Consider the following 17379-nt stretch of genomic DNA (forward strand, 5'->3'; position numbering starts at 1 on the left):
CGTTCCGTCGCCCGCTCAAGGAATCCACGCCCATGAACCACACCGCGCCGATTCCGGCTCAACGACGAATCCTGCTGGCCTGCCTGCTGGCCTGCCTGGTTGCCGGCCCGGCACTGGCGGGGGTCGGGTGTCCTGCCACCTCGGTCTACGAGGGCGACGAGATGCCCTACCAGGACTGCGTGCCGCAGGTTGCGCAGACCCAGCGTTTCGGCGTCGGCGCGACCCAGGTCCGCATTGCCGCGGAGTGCACGGATCCGGCCGTTCGCGCGGTGCCCCAGAAGCTGCACATGGTCATCGTGCCGGACCAGGTCACCCGTCCGCAGCTCTGGCTGCATCTGGGCGGCACCGGGACCGGTGTGGTCAGCGGCAATCCCGGCAACAGCCAGAACATCGGCACCGCGGCGGCCAGCCTGGGCTACCGGTTCATCAGCCTCGCCTACCCGAACCGGCGCAGCGTCGCCGACCGCTGCTTCTGTCCAGGCCTTGGCCCACGATCACCCGCCTGCGCTGGCGAAATCCGTGCCGAGCTGCTCTATGGCGTGGACCTGACCGACGACTTCGTGATGGTGGCAAGCGAGTCGGTCGTGCACCGGCTGCGCGCCTTGTTGCAATGGCTGCACGCAAGCGACCCTGGTGGCGGCTGGCAGGCCTACCTGGATGCCGATGGCGATCCGAACTGGCCGATGATCGCCGTGTCCGGTTTTTCCCAGGGGGGCGGCATGACCGGCGTCCTCGCCCGCGATCAGCCGCTGGCCCGGGCCGTGTACTTCTCCAAGGCCGCCGATGCCGTCGCCACGGTCGAGCTCGACCCTTACAGCGCCCAGGCCTGCACCGTGCATGAGGAGTGCAGTTCCCTGCGGTGCTGCAGTCTTGCCGAGCCGGACTGCGCGGTGCCGCCTGCCGGTGGCGGCATCTGCATGATCCCGGTGCCGGCGCCCTGGGCGCACCAGGGCCGCGACATCGACGGCGATGGCATCGGCGATGGCGGAGTGGAAACCAGGGCGGTGCCGGGATCGCGGCAGTTCATGCTGGTGCATCGCTGCGAGGATGCGTGGCTGTCCAGTCCGGCCGTGTCCGCGCTCTGGCGGATGGGCGACCGCAGCCGGTTCGAACTGGTCGGGCACGGCCTTGCAGAGGGCGACGGAGGCCGGCTTTTTGCGACCGACATCCAGCCCGGCCCCGGGTGTTCGGCGCACCAGTCGATCGCGGTGGATGCCTGTCAGCCGACCCTGGCGAACGGACTGCCGGTCATGTGGACGGCGTGGCGCCTGATGATGGCCAGCGACTGGCTGGCCGGCGACGACTTCGAGGTGCATGTCGAGCCACCCGCGCCGACGGGCTGCCCGGTGCCGTAGCTCAGCTCTCCCGGAGGGATCTGATCGGCGTCGGGTTTCAGCCCGCTGCCAGTCGGTTTTTCGCCAGTGCGACGGCGCCGCACTTGTCCGCGCCGCCGCCTGTGGGGGAGGGCGGGCAGATGGCCGCCCGGGCCAGCGCACGCTGCTGGGCCGGCGACGATGCAGATCATGGCAAGTGCCGGCCCTCTCCCCCGGCCCCTCTCCCACAGGGAGAGGGGAGCACAGCACGCTCCGCTTACCGAACACCGGGTCATGGCCCTTGGTCCCCGATCCTGAGCTGAGACACGACGCCAAGCAGGTCCGACGGAGAGGGGATCGCGGCTCGTCGCTGCGTATTCCAGATCGACAGTCCAAGCACTGGAGCAACCGATGCCACGTTCATCCCTCGCCGTCCTGGCCGCGATCCTGCTTTGTGCGGGCCAGACTTCCGTCCTTGCCGAAGCGGATCGAGCGCTGCCCCTGGCGGCGCTGCTCGACGAGCACGGCTACCTAAGCCGAGACGTCGACCACGAGGGCCCGATCGACCTGGCGGGCTGGACCCTCGTCTCCGACCCCGGGCAGGCCCTGCGCTTCGGCCGCGGCGACGAGGAGATCGACGGGCAGTGGCTGCCCGGGTACCACGCGCATCGGGGCTGCGCCTTCGACAACGTGTATGCGCTGGCCAGGGACGCCGGCGGCACCGTCTACGTCGCCGGCACCCTGGACCATTGCGACGAGGTGGTGTCCGGAAACATCTTCGCCTTCGATCCGGTCACCCAGCAGTTCTCGGCGCTCGGCGCGGGCGTCAACGGGCCGGTCCGTGCGCTGGCCGTGCACCAGGGGCAGCTGGTCGTCGGCGGCCGGTTCGACCGCGCCGGCGAGGTGCCGGTCAACAACCTGGCGCGTTGGACGGGCAGCCAGTGGCAGGGCCTGGCGGGCGGGGTCCAGCGCGCCAGCGGCACGCCATGGGTGCACGCGCTGGCCAGCGTCGGGGGCGACCTGTATGTCGGCGGCAATTTCGACCAGGCCGGATCGATAGACGCAAGCAACATCGCCCGGTTCAGTGCCGGACAGTGGCACGCACTCGGCGCCGGCACCGACAACGAGGTCCGCGCGATCGAGGCGGCCGGGTCCCTGCTGTTCGTCGGCGGGGCGTTCAGCGCGGCGGGCGGCATGCCGGCAGCGCGCCTGGCGCGCTGGAACGGCAGCGTCTGGTCCGCCGTCGGCAGCAGCGCCGGCCTGCCTTCGATATCCGGCAGCGCCTCCGTCTACACCCTGCACATCGTCGGCTCCGATCTGTGGGTGGGCGGCCGGTTCGCGATCGACGCCGGTGGCCAGCCGGCCCACGCCCTGGCGCGTTGGAACAGCACGACCGACACCTGGACGCCGCTGTGGGGCACCGAGATGCCGGTCTTGCTCACGACAGTCCACGACCTGGCCCAGGTCGGGAGTACGATCTACGTCGCCGGCCTTTTCTACTCGCAGACCGATACCGCAAGGCGGGCGGTCGTGGGCTGGAACAACGGCCAATGGCTGGCCATGCACAGCGGCGAGATCAGCGGCGTGGGCTATTCGCTGCTACCGGTTGGCAACCAGTTGCTGTTCGGTGGCCGCTTCAACCGCATCGACGGCCTGGTCGTCACCAACCTGGCGCGCTGGGACGGCCTGTCCTGGCATGCCGTCTCCCAGTCGTCCGGCCTTGGCCTGGGCGCACCGGTCTACAGCCTGGTCCTGCACCAGGGCGAACTGATCGCGAGCGGCGTGTTCACCAGTGCAGGCGGCACGTTCGCGCGAGGCGTCGCCCGCCGCACGGCCGACGGCTGGCAGGCAATGGACCAGGGGCTGCCCGGCTGGGTGGTCGATCTTGTCAGCCATGGTGGCCAGCTTTTCGCCGCGGTCAGCGAGTACGACGTGGCACCCCGGGTCATGCGCTGGAACGGCAGCACCTGGCAACAGCTGGGTGGCCTGTTCGAGCCCGACCATGCCGGCCAGGCCGATCTGGTGGTCCTGGCCAGTCATGGCGGTTCGCTGTACGCGGGTGGCAGCTTCGACCGGGTCGGCGCGGTGGCGGCGAACAACATCGCGCGCTGGAACGGCAGCGGCTGGGAACCCCTGCTGGACATCGGCGGCAACGGCGTCGGCGGTTCGGTGTGGGCGCTGCGCCCGGCCCCGGACGGACTGCTGGTCGGCGGCGCCTTCACCACGGCGGGCGGCCTGCCCGCGCAGCGCGTCGCCCGGTGGAGCGGCAGCAACTGGTTCACCTATGGCGAGGGGTTCAACGGCGCCGTGCGCGACCTCGCGGTACACCAGGGCACGGTGTACGCGGCCGGGTCGTTTTCCGCGTCCGGCAGCACCCAGGCCCGTGGCATCGCCGTCTGGACCGGCTCGGCATGGGCCGAGCTCGGCGGCGGCCTGACCAGTCCCACTTTCGACGGCACCGGCACGCTGTCCAGCACGGGCCACGTGCTGCGCTCCGGGATCGATGGGCTGTGGGTGGGCGGCAGTTTCGTCGACGCCGGTGCGGTCAGGGCCAACAGGCTTGCCTTGTGGACCGGCAGCGGGTGGCAGGCGGTCGGGCAGGGCGCTGCCCGGGGCGTGCAGACCAGCGGCGGATCCTCGGCCAACGTGGTCGCCATGCTGGTCGAGGACGGCCGTCTGCACGTCGGCGGCGCCTTCGCGCGGGCCGGCGACCAGGGTGCCTGGAACTACGCGGTCTTCCAGTTCGCCGAGGACGACCGGCTGTTCGTTAACGGTTTCGAGCCGGTAAACAACTGAACGCAACTGGAGGCTGATTGCCATGCGATACAACCGAGCGAACCTGATTCTTGCCCTCGCGGCCGCCGCAACGTTCGGAGGCGGCCAGGCATCGGCGCAGGGCAGGGCGCCAGTGGCCACCGAGCCACCCGCCCGCGCCGCGCAGCCGACCGAGCGCAGCCCTGCGCCGGCGCGACCGCTGCGCTTCGACGGCAGGCGGATGAACCAGGCGCTGGCCAACGCCATCGCCGGCGAGCGGCCGCTGGCGCAGTGGAGCGACTGCACGTTCCGCATGAACGCCGACGGGAGACCGGAGCTTCTCCAGCCCGGCGCGACGACATCCGGGCTTACGGCCCCGCTGGCCTGCCTCTACCTGGCGTTCCAGGTCGGCGACCGGATCGACGAGTACTTCCTCACCGACCTGGCCTGCGGCGACCTGCCCGAACGCTTCTGCCTGGGCGGCTACCGGATCGACACCTGGATCGAGACCCGGCTGCACCGCAACAACCAGCGTTCGGCGGACTGGCACCTGGTGGTCGACGCCACGGTACGGACCCTGGTCGATCCCCGCCTGGCGCGGCAACCGGGCCCGGCGACGATCGCATCGCGACCCGGTGCGTCCACCGCTCCCGGTGCAGGCGCGCGGGCAGCGAACCTGGATGCGGCGGTGTCCGCTCGCGGCGGCGGCGAGGCGGCCCGCTGGCATGGCCACCTCCGCATCGAACAACGGCATCGCTTCGCTGGCAGCAGCCACTATTGGGAATACGAGATCCGGGACCGCACCAACCGGCTCATCGAGGGTCCGCTCTCGGGCGGGACCAACGCGAGCGAGGGCGGTGGCGGTGGCGACGGCTGCGCCACCCTGGGCAATAGCGTGACGCATGTCGGTAGTGCCGCAACGACCCTGGTCGCCGGTCTGTTCCTGGCCGGTTCCGTGGCCACCGGCGCGATGATCGGCGGCGTGGTCGGTGGCAGCGAGGGCGCCGTGGCTGGCGGCGTCGTCGGGAGTGCGCCGGGTGCAGTCGGCGGCATGGGCGGCGCCGCTGTCGCCGGCGCGGGATTCGGCGCAATGGTGGGCGGGCTTGGCGGGACAGCCGGGGCTGCGATGATCACCGCATCGGGCATGCTCGCATCGCAGGCTGCGGGATCCGTCGCCACGGCCGTGTGCCGCCTGGTCACCAGCGTCGGCGGACCCGCGGCGCGGCCGACCTTTCCCCCGCTCACCCCGGACGAGCGCCTGGAATTGGACATGCCGCCCTGGAGCTGCCTGGTGTGCAAGCGATGGGCCGGCAGCACCTCGTACATCGACGACAAGACCGGCGAGGTGATCGTCGAGCAGCACCGGAACCCGGTCTGCATGGAATGGGAATTGAACACCAACGGCACCGACAGCAACGACGACGGCTGGTGCGACTGAGTTGCCTGCAAGGCCCCAGCGCCGGCGACCGCACGTGCCGGCAACCGGCCCGGCGGCTGCGCGGCCCCTGGCCCGCAGCCGCGGGGCGATCTCAGCGACGCACCGTCGCGGTCGGCCTGCAGGTCAAGACGTGCCAAAGAAAAAGGTGCCAGGGACATTTTTCCCAGGGGAATGAAAAGGTGCCAGGGACATTTTTCCCGGCGACCTGTCCGTTGCCAGGGAGGCGCCCCGACCGTCCTTCCGATGCGGTAGCGGTCCTCGACGATCGCCGGAGGCTCTGTTTTTCAGGAGTCTGCTCGACGGGAAAGCTTGCGCTTGCACGGATCAGTTATCCCGCAGGCTCACGGCCGGGTCGACGCGCACGGCCTTCCAGGCCGGCGCCAGGGTCGCAAGCGCGCCGGCGACGACGATCAGCAGGGCCACGGCTGCGAAGGTCAGAGGATCGAACGCCGAGACGTTGAACAGGAGGCTGTCGAGGGCGCGACCGAGCGCAACAGCGACCAGCAGACCGATTGCGGCACCGGCAAGCAGGAGGCGGGCGACGCTGCGACCGACCAGACGCAGCACCTGCGAGGGCGGTGCACCCAGGGCCATGCGCAGCCCATACTCCCGCCGCCGCTGCTGCACGGTGTAGGCAAGCACGCCGAACACGCCGATCATCGCCAGCACCAGGACCAGGGCGGCGAAGCTGCCGACCAGGACGGCACGAAAGCGGTGCCGAGCGGTGGCATCGAGGGCGATCTGTTCGAGCGTGCTGACCTCGCGAAGGCCGACCAGTTGCTCGGTGTCGATGCGACGCACGGCATCGAACGCCGGTTGCGCCAGCCAACCGGCCTTGCCCGACTGCGGGCGAACCAGCAGGAAGATGTCGCCGATCGGATGCTGCGCCAACGGTACGTAGAGCTGCACGAAGTCCTCGGCTTCGTCCGGTCGAGCCTTGACCTGGCCGGCGACACCGATCACTTCGCGAATCACGCGCGGGGCGTCGGCGGCTGCCGAGGTCTGCACCTCGATGCGTCGGCCCAGGACGCTGCTGAAATCGCGCGCCGCCCCGCCCTGCCCATCAGCCTGCGGCAGCAGGTGCCGGCGCGCGAAGGCCTCGCTGACCACGGCCACCGGCGGCGCTTCGGCATCGTCGTGCGCGTCGAAGCCGCGGCCGGCCAGGATCGGCACTTCGACGGTGTCGAAGTAGTCTTCGCTGACGATCTGGTAGTCGCTGATCGCACGCCGGTCCGGGTCCGGAACGTCCGCACCTTCGACGGCGATGAAGGCGTCGCCAAAACTGGACGCCCCCATCGGCAGGGTCGTCGCCCATGCGGCATTGCGCACACCCGGCAGGTCGCGCACCTCGCGGCCGACCTCGTCGTAGAAGCGCACCAGGTCGGCGCGCGTCGGATAGCGGTTTCCGAGTGGATCGACCATCACGGTCAGCACGTTGTCGGCACCGTAACCGCGCTGAACGTTGTCCAGCGCATTCAGCGAGCGCATCAACAGGCCGCCGGCAAACAGCAGCGCGACCGCAATCGCCACCTGACCGACGGCCAGGGCGCCGCGCAGCCGCCCGCCGCTGGAAACCAGTCCGCGGCCGTTGCCGCCCATCGCCTGCGCCGGTGCCACATGGCCGGCCTGCCACGCCGGTGCAAGACCGAACAGCACGCCGGTGGCCAAGGCCGCGAACAGGCAGAAACCAGCCAGGCGCAGATCCATCTGCAAGCTCACCGCGTTCGGCAGCAGGCCTTGCGGCAGCAGCGCCGGCGCCACGGCCAGGATCGCCGCGCCGATCAGCAGGCCAAGGGCACCGCCCAGCACGGCCAGCAGCAGGCTCTCGGTCAGCAGTTGCCGGATCACCCGGCCGCGCGAGGCGCCGAGTGCGGTGCGAATCGCCAGTTCGCGCGTACGGGCGCTGGCCCGTGCCAGCAACAGATTCGCGATGTTCGCGCAGCACACCAGCAGCACGAGACCGACGACGGCCAGGAGCAGCATCGACGTGCGGCGCAGATCGCCGCCGACCAGGTGCGCACGCAGTGGCTCGACGCGGACGCCGCGGCCGGCATTGCTGTCCGGGTGCTGCCGGGCAAGACGGCCCGCGATCGCTTCGAGATCGGTGCGCGCCGCGTCGATCGTCACACCGGGTGCGAGCAGGCCGACGACATGCAGGAAGTAGGCTCTGCGGGCACCGTCGGGCATGGCTGCGATCGGCATCAGCGCCCAGACTTCGCTGCGGCCGATCAGTTCGGCCGAGTGCGGCATCACGCCAATGACCGTGTACGGCTCGCCATCCAGGCTGAGGCTCTGACCGATGACGCCAGGGTCGGCGCCGAAGCGGTTGCGCCAGTAGCGCTCGCTGAGCACCAGGACGTTCTCGCCGCGGCGGTCGTCCTCCGCGGTGAATGCGCGGCCGCGCAGCGCCGGCAACCCCATGGCGTCGAAGATGCCGGCGGTCACCCACTGCCGGGCGACGTTCTCGCCACTGCCATCGGGGCGCGTCATCACCATGCTGTTGACGTTGGGCGTGTAGCCGCCCAGGGCCGCGAAGCCCCGGCTCTGCTCGCTCCAGTCGCGCAGGTTGACCGGCGAGACGTTGCTGCGCGGTACGACGTCGGTTCGTTCGGACACGAACAGCACACGCTCGGGCTCGGGCAAGGGCAGCGGTCGCAGCACGGTTGCATCGACCAGGGCGAAGATCGCGGCATTGACGCCGATGCCCAGGGCCAGGGTCAGGATCGCGATGACGGCAAAGCCCGGTTGCCGGCGCAGGGTGTAGGCGGCGTAGCGCAGATCACGCACGACGTCCCGCCACCAGGCGCGCGGTGCGGGCGCTGGCTCCGGTGCCTGCAGCTGACGTGCCTGGCGCAGGCCTTTCAGACGCTCGGGCAGCTCCAGCGCCTCGGCCTCACGACGCACCGCGTGTTCGGCCTCGGCGGCATCCAGGCCGGTGGCACACAGTTCGTCGAAGCGCGCGTCGAGGTGTTGGGAGAGCTCCTCGACCATGTCGGCCAGACGCTCCGCACGCAGGTCCAGTCCGCCCAGCCGATTGCGCAACACGGGTTTCCAGTCAGGCATGGTGGGCTCCGGTGATCAAATCCATGGCCTCGACGAAGTTGCGCCAGGTGTCGCGCTGGCGGACCAGGACCTTGGCCCCTAGCGGGGTCAAGGTGTAGAAGCGGCGCCGGCGCTCACCCGGCTTTTCGACCCAGCGTCCCTGCAACCAGCCGCGCTCTTCCAGCCGGTACAGCAGCGGATACAGAGAGGCGATGTGGAACGCCAGCCGCCCGCCCGAACGCTGTTCGATCAGCTTGCTGATCTCATAGCCGTGCCGGGCGCGGCCCTCGACGATCGACAGGATGATCAGCTCGGCCGAGCCCTTCTTCATCTCGCGGTCGAGGGTGCGGGTGTCCATATCTGCCATAGCCACCTATGGTACTGGCAGGTGCACAACCGGCATGTGCCGGAGGTCATGCCTGCACGGGCCTGAAAGGGCCGGTCTGGAGGCAAAGGTGTCAGGGACATTTTTCCCGTCCACGAAGCGGCCTGAAACGGGTTCCCGAAGGCGCAGGGCCCCCAAGCGTTCAGCTTGACGGCATCGGACAGGCCAGGTCGTCGCAGTCGCCATCCGGGCCAGGCGCAGCGCCCCCACCGGGTTCCTGGCGGCCATGCCCTGGCCTGCCTGCCCCCGTCTCGCCCAGCAACCCGCCCAGCAGCGCCCCCAGGCGCAGGTCGTCGACCTGGCCGAAGGCGCGCAGGCGCAGCCGGCCCTCGGCGTCCAGCACCAGCAGGCTGGGCGTGCCGGCCAGTTGCCAGGCGCGGAAGGTCGCCGGGCGCGGATCGTCGCCGTCGTGGGCGTCGACCGCCACGGGGAAGTCGATGCGGTACTCGTGCAGGAAGGCGGCCAGCGCCACCGGCGTCATCGCCGCGTGGTGCTCGAAGACGCTGTGCAGGCCGATCACCGCGACCCGTTCGGGCGCGAATGACGCGCGCACGCGCTGCACCTGCGGCAGGCCATGGCTGACGCAGCCCGGGCACAGCATCTGGAACGCCTCGACCACCACCACCTTGCCGCGCAGGCCGGCCAGCGTGGGCGCCGCGTCGGTGTTGAACCACGTCGCGACCAGCCACTCCCGCAGCCGCTCGCCACTTGCCGTTCCAGTCATCTCGATCTCCTCCTGACCCGATGAAGGGCAGGGCGCCCCGCATCGCCTCTTCCTCGCACGACCGATGCCTGCCGGAATCCCAGCCCCCGACCGGGAATCCCGCGCTGCACAAAAGGCGCTCCCTGTCCCGACCGCGCCGCGGCACCCCACTTCTCCCCTCCCCCGCCTGCGGGGGAGGGGCCGGCGCGATGAGTCTTCAGGGAAGAGGGCCGCCCCAGCGGCTCCATCCTCCCCCGACCGGAATCGCCACGCCGCAGAAGGCGAGCTTCCTGTTCCGACCGCGCCGCGGCACCCCACTTCTCCCCTTCCCCGCCTGCGGGGGAGGGGCCGGGGGAGAGGGCCGGCACATCCAGCGCGCGCGGATCCACGGCCCCCCCGCGCATCACGCCACCCGCCGAAGCGGCACCGCCGGGAAATCCACCGGCACGTCCAGCGCCACGTTGACGTAGTTGGTGTACAGGTTCAGCGCGACATGGGCGATCACTTCGACGATGGCGCCGTCGTCGAAGCCCTGGGCGCGCAGCGCGGCGATGCGCGCCGGGTCGACCTGGCCGCGCCGCTCGACCAGCTCCAGCGCGAAGGCCAGGGCCGCCGCCGTGGCCGGGTCGTCGGACTCGCCGGCCTGGGCGCGCGCCATCTCGGCGGCGCTGGCGCCGGCCTTGCGGCCCAGGGCGGTGTGCGCGGCCAGGCAGTAGTTGCAGCGGTTGCGGTCGGCGATCGCCACCGCCAGCTTCTCGCCCAGCACCGCGGGCAGGCTGCCCGCGCCGAGGGCGCCGAAGCCGGCCCACATCGAGGCCAGCGCGGCAGGGGAGTTGGCGACCGCGGCGAACATCGCCGGCACGGTGCCGAACGCGCCCTGGATCTGCGCCAGGGTGGCGCGGCTGTCGGCGGGGGCGGTGCTGGCGGTGAGCAGGGGAACCTGGGACATGACGGACTCCTTGGGTTGCTGAAGGTTGGGATACGCCGCTCGGGGCGTGCCGCCATCTTCCCGGCCCGGTCCGGAAGAAAGGTATGCTTTCGTCCATGAAAGTTGACCATCCGTCCGAACCCCCGCCCGACCGCCTGGACGCCCTGCTGCGCCACTTCCGCCTGTCCGCGCGCCTGTTCCACGCCGGCGCCCTGTGCGGCCTGCACGACTTCCCGGGCGACGGCGCCAGCGGCCAGCTGCACCTGGTGCGCGCCGGCGCCGTGCAGGTGCGCCACGCCGGCCAGCCGCCGCTGACCGTCGACCAGCCCAGCCTGCTGTTCTACCCGCGCCCCTGCGCGCACCGCTTCGAGACCGACCCCGAACGCGGCGCCGACATGGCCTGCGCCGACATCGCCTTCGGCGACGGCCCCGACAACCTGCTGGCGCGCGCCCTGCCGCCGTTCGTCGCGATGCCGCTGGCGCAGCTGCCCGCCGCCGGCACCCTGCTGGACACCCTGTTCGAGGAGGCCTTCGCCGCCCGCTGCGGCCGCGCCCTGGTGGTCGACCGCCTGTTCGAGGTGGTGGTGGTGATGCTGCTGCGCCGCCTGCTCGATGCCGGCGTCATCGGCCAGGGCGCCTTCGCCGGCCTGGCCCACCCCGGCCTGGCGCGCGCCCTGGTCGCCCTGCACGCCGCCCCGCAGCGCGACTGGGACCTGCCCGCCCTGGCCGGTACCGCCGGCATGTCGCGCAGCCGCTTCGCCGAGCTGTTCGCGCGCATCGTCGGCCAGACCCCGGCCGCCTACCTGGCCGCCTACCGCATCGAGCTGGCCTGCGCCGCCCTGCAGCGCGGCCGACCCCTGGCCCTGGTCGCCGACGAGGTCGGCTACGGCAGCGCCGCGGCGCTGTCGCGGGCGTTCACGGCGAGGATGGCGATGTCGCCGCGGGCATGGCTTCGACAGGCACAGCCGCAACGCTGATCCCGCCGGCCGGCACCGCCGACTCGTCCGACGCCTGGCGCTCAACCTCCCGCTGCAGCGCCCACACCCAGGCCGGCGGCAGGTTGCCGGCCACGAAGGCCACCCGCCGCGCCCGCAGCCCCAGCCGCCGGCGCAGCGGCGCCGCCACCGGACAGCGCAGCCCGTAGGTGAACTGCACCAGGCGCAGCGCCGGCGCCGAACAGGCCAGCACCGCCGCGACGATGCGCTCCACCTGCGCCGCCGGCATCGCCCGCAGCGGCAGCCCCGACAGCACCACCGCCGGCGGCGCCGGCAGGGCGTCCGCCGTCAGCGCCCCGGCATCGCCCTCGATCACCCGCGCCTGCGGCCAGCGTGCCCGCAGCAGCGCCGCGAACGCCGGCAGCCGCTCGACCAGCACCAGCGCCGCCGGGTCCACCCCGGCCTCGACCAGCGCCCGCGTGAACACACCGGTGCCGGCGCCCAGTTCCAGCACCGGCCCGTCCAGCGGCCCCGCCGCCGCGCACATCGCCCGCGCCAGCGCCCGGCTGGACGGCGCGATCGCGCCGACCGTGCGCGGCGCGGTGAGCCAGTGGCGGAGGAAGGAGAGGAGGTCGGCGGGTGGGCCGGGAGTGTCGTGGTGCACGTGGGGGCTCCGCACAGGCGCCGAAGGGGCGCGGTGGCGGAAGGGTGGGGTGGGGGGATCATACGGAGGTCAAATCGCGGATTTCCGTTCCGGACTACCGTTGCTCATGGCGCGACTTCCTCAAGGCTTGAAGCCCCCGCGACGACGGGGGCGGTGCGCAAGAGTCATTGCCCCAGCGCGTACCGCAGCCCCGCGCACAACGGGACGGGGTTCAGTAGTGTTCATTTGCTGCGTAAAACCGAAAAGCATTGAATTAAGAATCGTACGTCGGCACAATCCGACGTTATGAGGGGGCGCTAGGGTGGTCCGCTTTGGCGAACTGGGTTTCCATCACAGCAGTTCAAATTTTGGGCAATCGATTTCGGTGCTTTCGATTGGCTGAAGGCATGCATAAGGAAAGGGTTCGATGTGGACAGATAACGAGACTGAGCGCGATTTTCTTAACTTTTCCGGTGTTGCCGACACCATCGCCGAGATCATTGCACAGGCCCGGGGGCGACCTATATCAATTGGGGTATCGGGCCAATGGGGGAGGGGCAAGTCCTCACTAATTAAGTTGACTCGGACTTCGCTGGCGGGCCGCGCGAAACAGGATGGCGATCGGGATTTTGTGTTTGTTGAGTTCAACGCTTGGCTCTATCAAGGCTATGACGACGCGCGTGCGGCATTGATGGATGTTATAGCCGAAAAGTTGCAAGAAGAAGCCAGCAAGCGGGGGAAGGGCCAGAGTAAGGTCCGAGAGTTCATTGGGCGAATAAAATGGTTTCGTGCTGCAAAGCTGGTCGCAGGTGATGTGATTGCGCTCTCGCTGGGGCTAGTCCCAACCGGACTTCTTGGAGGGCTCTGGCGCACGGGCAAGGGAATTACTGATGGAGTGAGCCAGCAAGAGTTCGAGCAAGGCAAGGAGCAAGTCAAAGCAGCAGCAGACGAAGCAGGCGCCTTGCTGGGGCCAAAGCCCGACGACTCTCCCCCAAAGGAAATTCAAGCGCTTCGCCACAGTTTTGAAGATGCCCTGGAAGAGCTTGGTGTCACTCTGGTCGTATTGATCGATGACTTAGACCGTTGTTTGCCCCCCACCACTATCTCGACCCTTGAGGCCATCCGGCTCTTTCTGTTCTTGAAGCACACCGCGTTTGTGATCGCTGCCGATGATGCGATGATCAAGCACGCAGTTCGAAAGCACTTTGAGGGGCTCGATGATGACGCACTGGTCACCAACTATTTTGACAAGCTGATACAGGTGCCCATTCGTGTGCCCGCGCTTGGAACGCAGGAAGTTCGGGCTTACATGATGATGTTGTTCGTTGATAACAGCGAACTTGAGGCGCCAGTTAAGGACACAGTTCATCAGAGGGTCGGCGAGCGCCTTCGCCAGAGTTGGCAGGGAAAACGCGTGGATCGTGCTTTCATACAGTCCTTGGATCTGGATCTGCCTTCTAGCTTGTTAGGCCAGTTGGATACCGCCGATCGGCTGGCGCCCCTGATGGTCGCCGCATCGCATATTTCAGGCAACCCGCGCCTCATCAAGCGGTTCCTCAATGCACTTTCGATCCGCATGACTATATCGAAAGCCCAAGGCGTGGGCGTTGATGAAGCCGTTCTCGCCAAGTTGCTGCTTTTTGAACGCCTGGGCGACCCCAACGCTTACGCCGAGTTGATTGCCTCGGTGAGCGCACATGAGAGGGGTTACCCGATCCTGCTTGCGGAATGGGAAGAAAAGGCAATCGGCGGCGCTCCCGTCGAGTTGTCCGCACCCTGGCAAGGATCCTTCGTGCAAGAGTGGTTGAGGTTGCCACCTGCGTTGGCGAAAGAGGATCTTCGCGGTGCGCTTTATGTTGGGCGGGAGCACGCGCCACTGATCACGCCCGAGGACAGGCTGTCGTCGGATGCGGCAGATGTGTTGACAGCATTGCTGGAGAATCCAGAAATGGCGGACGCATTGAAGCCGCGCTTCTCTGCCATCAGCCGTTCCGAGCTGGCCGTCATAATGGATCGCCTTCTGGATCGGGCGCGGCAGGAGCAGCAGTGGGGTGTTCCCGATATCTTGGAGGCTTGCTTGGTTGTCGGGGAGCACGATCCTGCCCAAGGTCTTCGATTGGCCTCCTTCTTACGTGAACGGCCGGTGGCGCAAATACAGCCAAGTATCGTGCCGAAGATAATGAGCCAACCGTGGGTGGACAGCCTTTTCGATCACTGGTTGAAGCAAGGCGTCACTGGGCCGGCGAAGAAAGCAATCCAGCAAAGGAGGAGCTGATGGGCACCTCTCAGAGCAGCAAAGGACCAGGGCCTGGCGTTCCGATGATTCCACCGTGGGCGGATGGTGCGGCGGCAGGCGGCCAAGATGGCGAAGACGGTCAAGGCGGGCAGGACGGAAAAGACGGGCATCCGGGTGACGCACTTGCTCCTGGTCCCACGCCGATAGCGCCACGGGGTAGGTGGACGACTACCCGCAGGAATCTGGGGGACTACGCCCATACGGGCGACAGCAGGGCAATGCGTAGAGCGCTAAAAGGGTATGTGCGCAGTGGGTATGGTGGCTCCCGCATGGCATCTCGTCGGATGGGCAGCACGGCCACAACTGCTGGAACCCTCTCCGCAGCCCTCAGCGGCTTGGCCGGAGGAACAACCCCCGATCCAACTGCGTTGTTGGATCGCGCGTTGCTGGTTGGCCGCAATGCCGACGAGATCATGGACGCGGTCGTCGAGGCCGTGCGACCAGTGGATGGCACCCAAGATGCTGAAGCATCCCGGGCAGCGATTCGAGACGCCTTGTCCGAGCTCTTGGCGCGCTACGAGAACGCCAATCTGCTGCAGCTAACGGACGAACAGCGGGAGTTCGCGATTGAGCGATTTGCCGCAAACGATGTCGTTCGTCGGTTCGAGCTCGACACTGGCCAAGTCATCATCGAGAAAGCGCCCACCACCACTATGGGTTTGGGAAGGCTGAAGGAGATCCGCAGTTACATCAAGCAAACGGTTGCGGCTTCTTTTCGAACGTTGAAGCAGGCGGGACGTCGCCTCAACTCCGACAAGGTCACCCAAGTGGTGAGAGCGGCCCTGCGAGAGACATTTGCGGTGTTCGAGGAGTATGTTTCATGAAGATTTTCTGCGCACCGAAGGGTTGTCCGGCTCCGCCCGGGCAAGACTTAGAGGTTCTGCTCTATGGCCAACGTAACCGTGCTGACAAGCGGCAGGGGAGTGCGGGAGAAGCGGTCCAGCGGAAAATCTACCGCGCTGGACTATTGCCCGATCAGCGAGCTTGGGACTTTCTCTCCCTGGCGTTGGCCGTGGTGACGGCGGATGTCTCAGTGACGCGTAAAGACAGCGCCGATGGATGGACTCGCCAGATTGAGCTGGTCGTTGCCGTTTCAGACCCGGTTTTCTGGTCTACGCAATCCGATGCCATCGAAGCGATGATGGGCTTTCTTTCCACGGATCGTTGGCGGCTCAATTTTGTCGGAGGAGGGCATAAGCCGAAGGCGCCATCGAAGCTGGTGCGGCCCAAGGAAGACTGTGTGGTATTGCTCTCCGGTGGACTGGACAGCTTGGTTGGTGCGATCGACTTGGTGGAAGAGGGCTACTCGCCCTTGGTTGTGAGCAACGTAGTCAGAGGCGACGCGGACAACCAGAGCATGTTCGCTGAACGCATCGGCGGAGGACTCAACCACCTGGCACTCAGTCACAACGCCACTCCGCCGTGGGGCAAGGAAAGCTCGCAGCGCGCTCGATCCATCATCTTCCTAGCATTTGCCGTCGTGGCGGCGACCACGCTCGAACGTTACCAGGCAGGCGAGGAAGTGCCTGTGTTCGTCTGCGAAAATGGCTTCATAGCGCTCAATCCAGCTCTCACCCATATGCGGTTAGGCAGCTTGAGCACGCGCACGGCCCATCCTGAGTTCTTGAGCAGGCTGCGCGACCTTCTGGGCAGCGCAGGGCTGAGAATTCGGCTCGATAACCCGTACGAGAACAAGACCAAGGGGCAGATGCTGAACGAATGTAAGGACCAAGCGTTGCTCGAAGAGCTGGCCCTCTCGTCAGTCAGCTGCGGGCGCTACCGAGTATTCCGTTACACACACTGTGGGCGTTGCGTGCCCTGTCAGGTTCGCCGGGCGGCCATCAACGCTTGGGAACATGTGGACGACACGCGCTACGTTTACAAGAACCTAGGCAAGAAGGACGTTGATCACGCGAAGTTCGATGACGTTAGATCCATCGCGATGGCCATCGCTGAAGTAAAGATAGATGGGATCGATGCCTGGCTGTCTTCCTCCTTGTCCTACCAGCGGATGGGCGACCGGGCACAGCGCCGAGAGCTCGTGGAGCGCGGGTTGGCCGAGCTCGAAAGTTTGCATGCGGAACTTGGTGTGACGTGATTGATTTCCACTGTCACCTGGACCTGTACCCCGATCCGCATGCTGTCGCTACAGCCTGTTTGGAGCGTGGGCTCTATGTCCTTTCGGTCACGACTACGCCTTCCGCCTGGAAAGGCACATCGACACTGGCGTTGGGGAAAAGCCGGATAAAAACCGCACTAGGTCTTCATCCCCAAGTGGCACATCAACGCAAGTCAGAGCTTGAGCTATTTGAACAGCTCGTAGCACAAACGAGCTACGTGGGCGAAATAGGCTTAGATGGGGCGCCCGAGTTCAAGTGCCATTGGGCAGACCAAGTGGAGGTTTTCGAGCGGATCCTTATGGCGTGCGCCAACGCCGGTGGCAAGGTCCTCTCATTACATAGCCGCCGGGCGAGTAAGGAAGTCCTGAGGCGGTTGGCCGACCATCCGCGGGCGGGAATACCAATCCTTCATTGGTTTAGCGGCACTAAAAAGGAGGTCGACAGAGCTGTAGAGCAGGGGTGTTGGTTTAGTGTGGGCCCAGCTATGCTCGCAAGCTCGAAGGGGCGAGCTCTAGTTGAGCGCATGCCCCGGGAGCGGGTGCTAACCGAATCAGATGGACCATTTTCGAAGATGAAAGGTCGCTCGATCTTTCCGTGGGAAACTTCGCTTGCTGTACACGCCCTAAGCGCGTTATGGAAAGTGCCTTGCGCTGAGGTGGACAAACAACTCCTGTTAAACCTTAAGCGGTTAGGATCAGTTTTATTCTACGGGCGGAATGGGTGACGGTCGCAAGGATTGATTGAGGGAGCGCTATTCTCTTGTGGAGATGAGTGTAAAGTGCTGGGTGATGCCTAGCGAAAGGGCTTACGGTGTGCTGCGGG

12 protein-coding genes and 1 pseudogene are annotated in these 17379 nt (G+C 67.4%); 8 read left to right on the plus strand and 5 right to left on the minus strand.

The features are described 5' to 3' along the window. Window positions 1-32 precede the first annotated feature (32 nt). From KF823_04285 to KF823_04295, 3 genes are all read left to right on the plus strand, one after another. Window positions 33-1355, plus strand: coding sequence for a hypothetical protein (locus tag KF823_04285; protein MBX3725116.1), 1323 nt, complete (start codon window positions 33-35; stop codon window positions 1353-1355). Window positions 1356-1724: 369 nt separating this feature from the next. After that, window positions 1725-4109, plus strand: coding sequence for a hypothetical protein (locus KF823_04290; GenBank protein MBX3725117.1), 2385 nt, complete (start codon window positions 1725-1727; stop codon window positions 4107-4109). A gap of 22 nt (window positions 4110-4131) precedes the next feature. Further along, the gene (locus tag KF823_04295; protein ID MBX3725118.1) at window positions 4132-5505 is read left to right on the plus strand and encodes a hypothetical protein; all 1374 of its coding nucleotides are present in this window, start codon (window positions 4132-4134) and stop codon (window positions 5503-5505) included. 324 nt (window positions 5506-5829) lie between these two features. On the opposite strand, the gene KF823_04300 is transcribed toward KF823_04295, so the two are convergent. From KF823_04300 to KF823_04315, 4 genes and pseudogenes are all read right to left on the minus strand, one after another. Beyond that, on the minus strand, window positions 5830-8568 hold the full coding sequence (locus KF823_04300) for an ABC transporter permease (protein MBX3725119.1): 2739 nt from the start codon (window positions 8566-8568) through the stop codon (window positions 5830-5832). Then, window positions 8561-8905, minus strand: coding sequence for a PadR family transcriptional regulator (locus KF823_04305; protein ID MBX3725120.1), 345 nt, complete (start codon window positions 8903-8905; stop codon window positions 8561-8563). The genes KF823_04300 and KF823_04305 overlap by 8 nt, the downstream gene beginning before the upstream one ends. A 277-nt stretch (window positions 8906-9182) precedes the next feature. Next, window positions 9183-9656, minus strand: a pseudogene (locus KF823_04310) (redoxin domain-containing protein). A 382-nt stretch (window positions 9657-10038) separates the two neighbouring features. After that, on the minus strand, window positions 10039-10584 hold the full coding sequence (locus KF823_04315) for a carboxymuconolactone decarboxylase family protein (GenBank protein MBX3725121.1): 546 nt from the start codon (window positions 10582-10584) through the stop codon (window positions 10039-10041). Window positions 10585-10679: 95 nt separating this feature from the next. On the opposite strand from KF823_04315, the gene KF823_04320 reads away from it, so the two are divergent. Next, a complete protein-coding gene (locus KF823_04320) occupies window positions 10680-11540 on the plus strand; it encodes an AraC family transcriptional regulator (protein ID MBX3725122.1) in 861 nt (286 codons plus the stop codon). On the opposite strand, the gene KF823_04325 is transcribed toward KF823_04320, so the two are convergent. Next, entirely contained in the window at window positions 11479-12162 is a 684-nt protein-coding gene (locus KF823_04325) for a phospholipid methyltransferase (protein ID MBX3725123.1), read from the minus strand. The two genes, KF823_04320 and KF823_04325, sit on opposite strands and share 62 nt — an antisense overlap. Window positions 12163-12568: 406 nt before the next feature. Here KF823_04325 and KF823_04330 point away from each other — a divergent pair, with 406 nt between their 5' ends. From KF823_04330 to KF823_04345, 4 genes are all read left to right on the plus strand, one after another. Further along, a complete protein-coding gene (locus tag KF823_04330) occupies window positions 12569-14416 on the plus strand; it encodes an ATPase (protein MBX3725124.1) in 1848 nt (615 codons plus the stop codon). Window positions 14417-14970: 554 nt separating this feature from the next. Further along, window positions 14971-15261, plus strand: a complete 291-nt coding sequence (locus tag KF823_04335) for a hypothetical protein (protein ID MBX3725125.1) — start codon at window positions 14971-14973, stop codon at window positions 15259-15261. Continuing rightward, window positions 15258-16535 carry a hypothetical protein gene (locus tag KF823_04340; protein MBX3725126.1) on the plus strand — a complete coding sequence of 426 codons (1278 nt, stop codon included), beginning with the start codon at window positions 15258-15260 and terminating at the stop codon, window positions 16533-16535. Before KF823_04335 ends, KF823_04340 begins: the two co-directional genes overlap by 4 nt. Beyond that, a complete protein-coding gene (locus KF823_04345) occupies window positions 16532-17281 on the plus strand; it encodes a TatD family hydrolase (GenBank protein MBX3725127.1) in 750 nt (249 codons plus the stop codon). The genes KF823_04340 and KF823_04345 overlap by 4 nt, the downstream gene beginning before the upstream one ends. Window positions 17282-17379: the final 98 nt, after the last annotated feature.

This window comes from Lysobacterales bacterium (assembly GCA_019634735.1).
In the GTDB taxonomy this organism is placed as follows: domain Bacteria; phylum Pseudomonadota; class Gammaproteobacteria; order Xanthomonadales; family UBA2363; genus Pseudofulvimonas.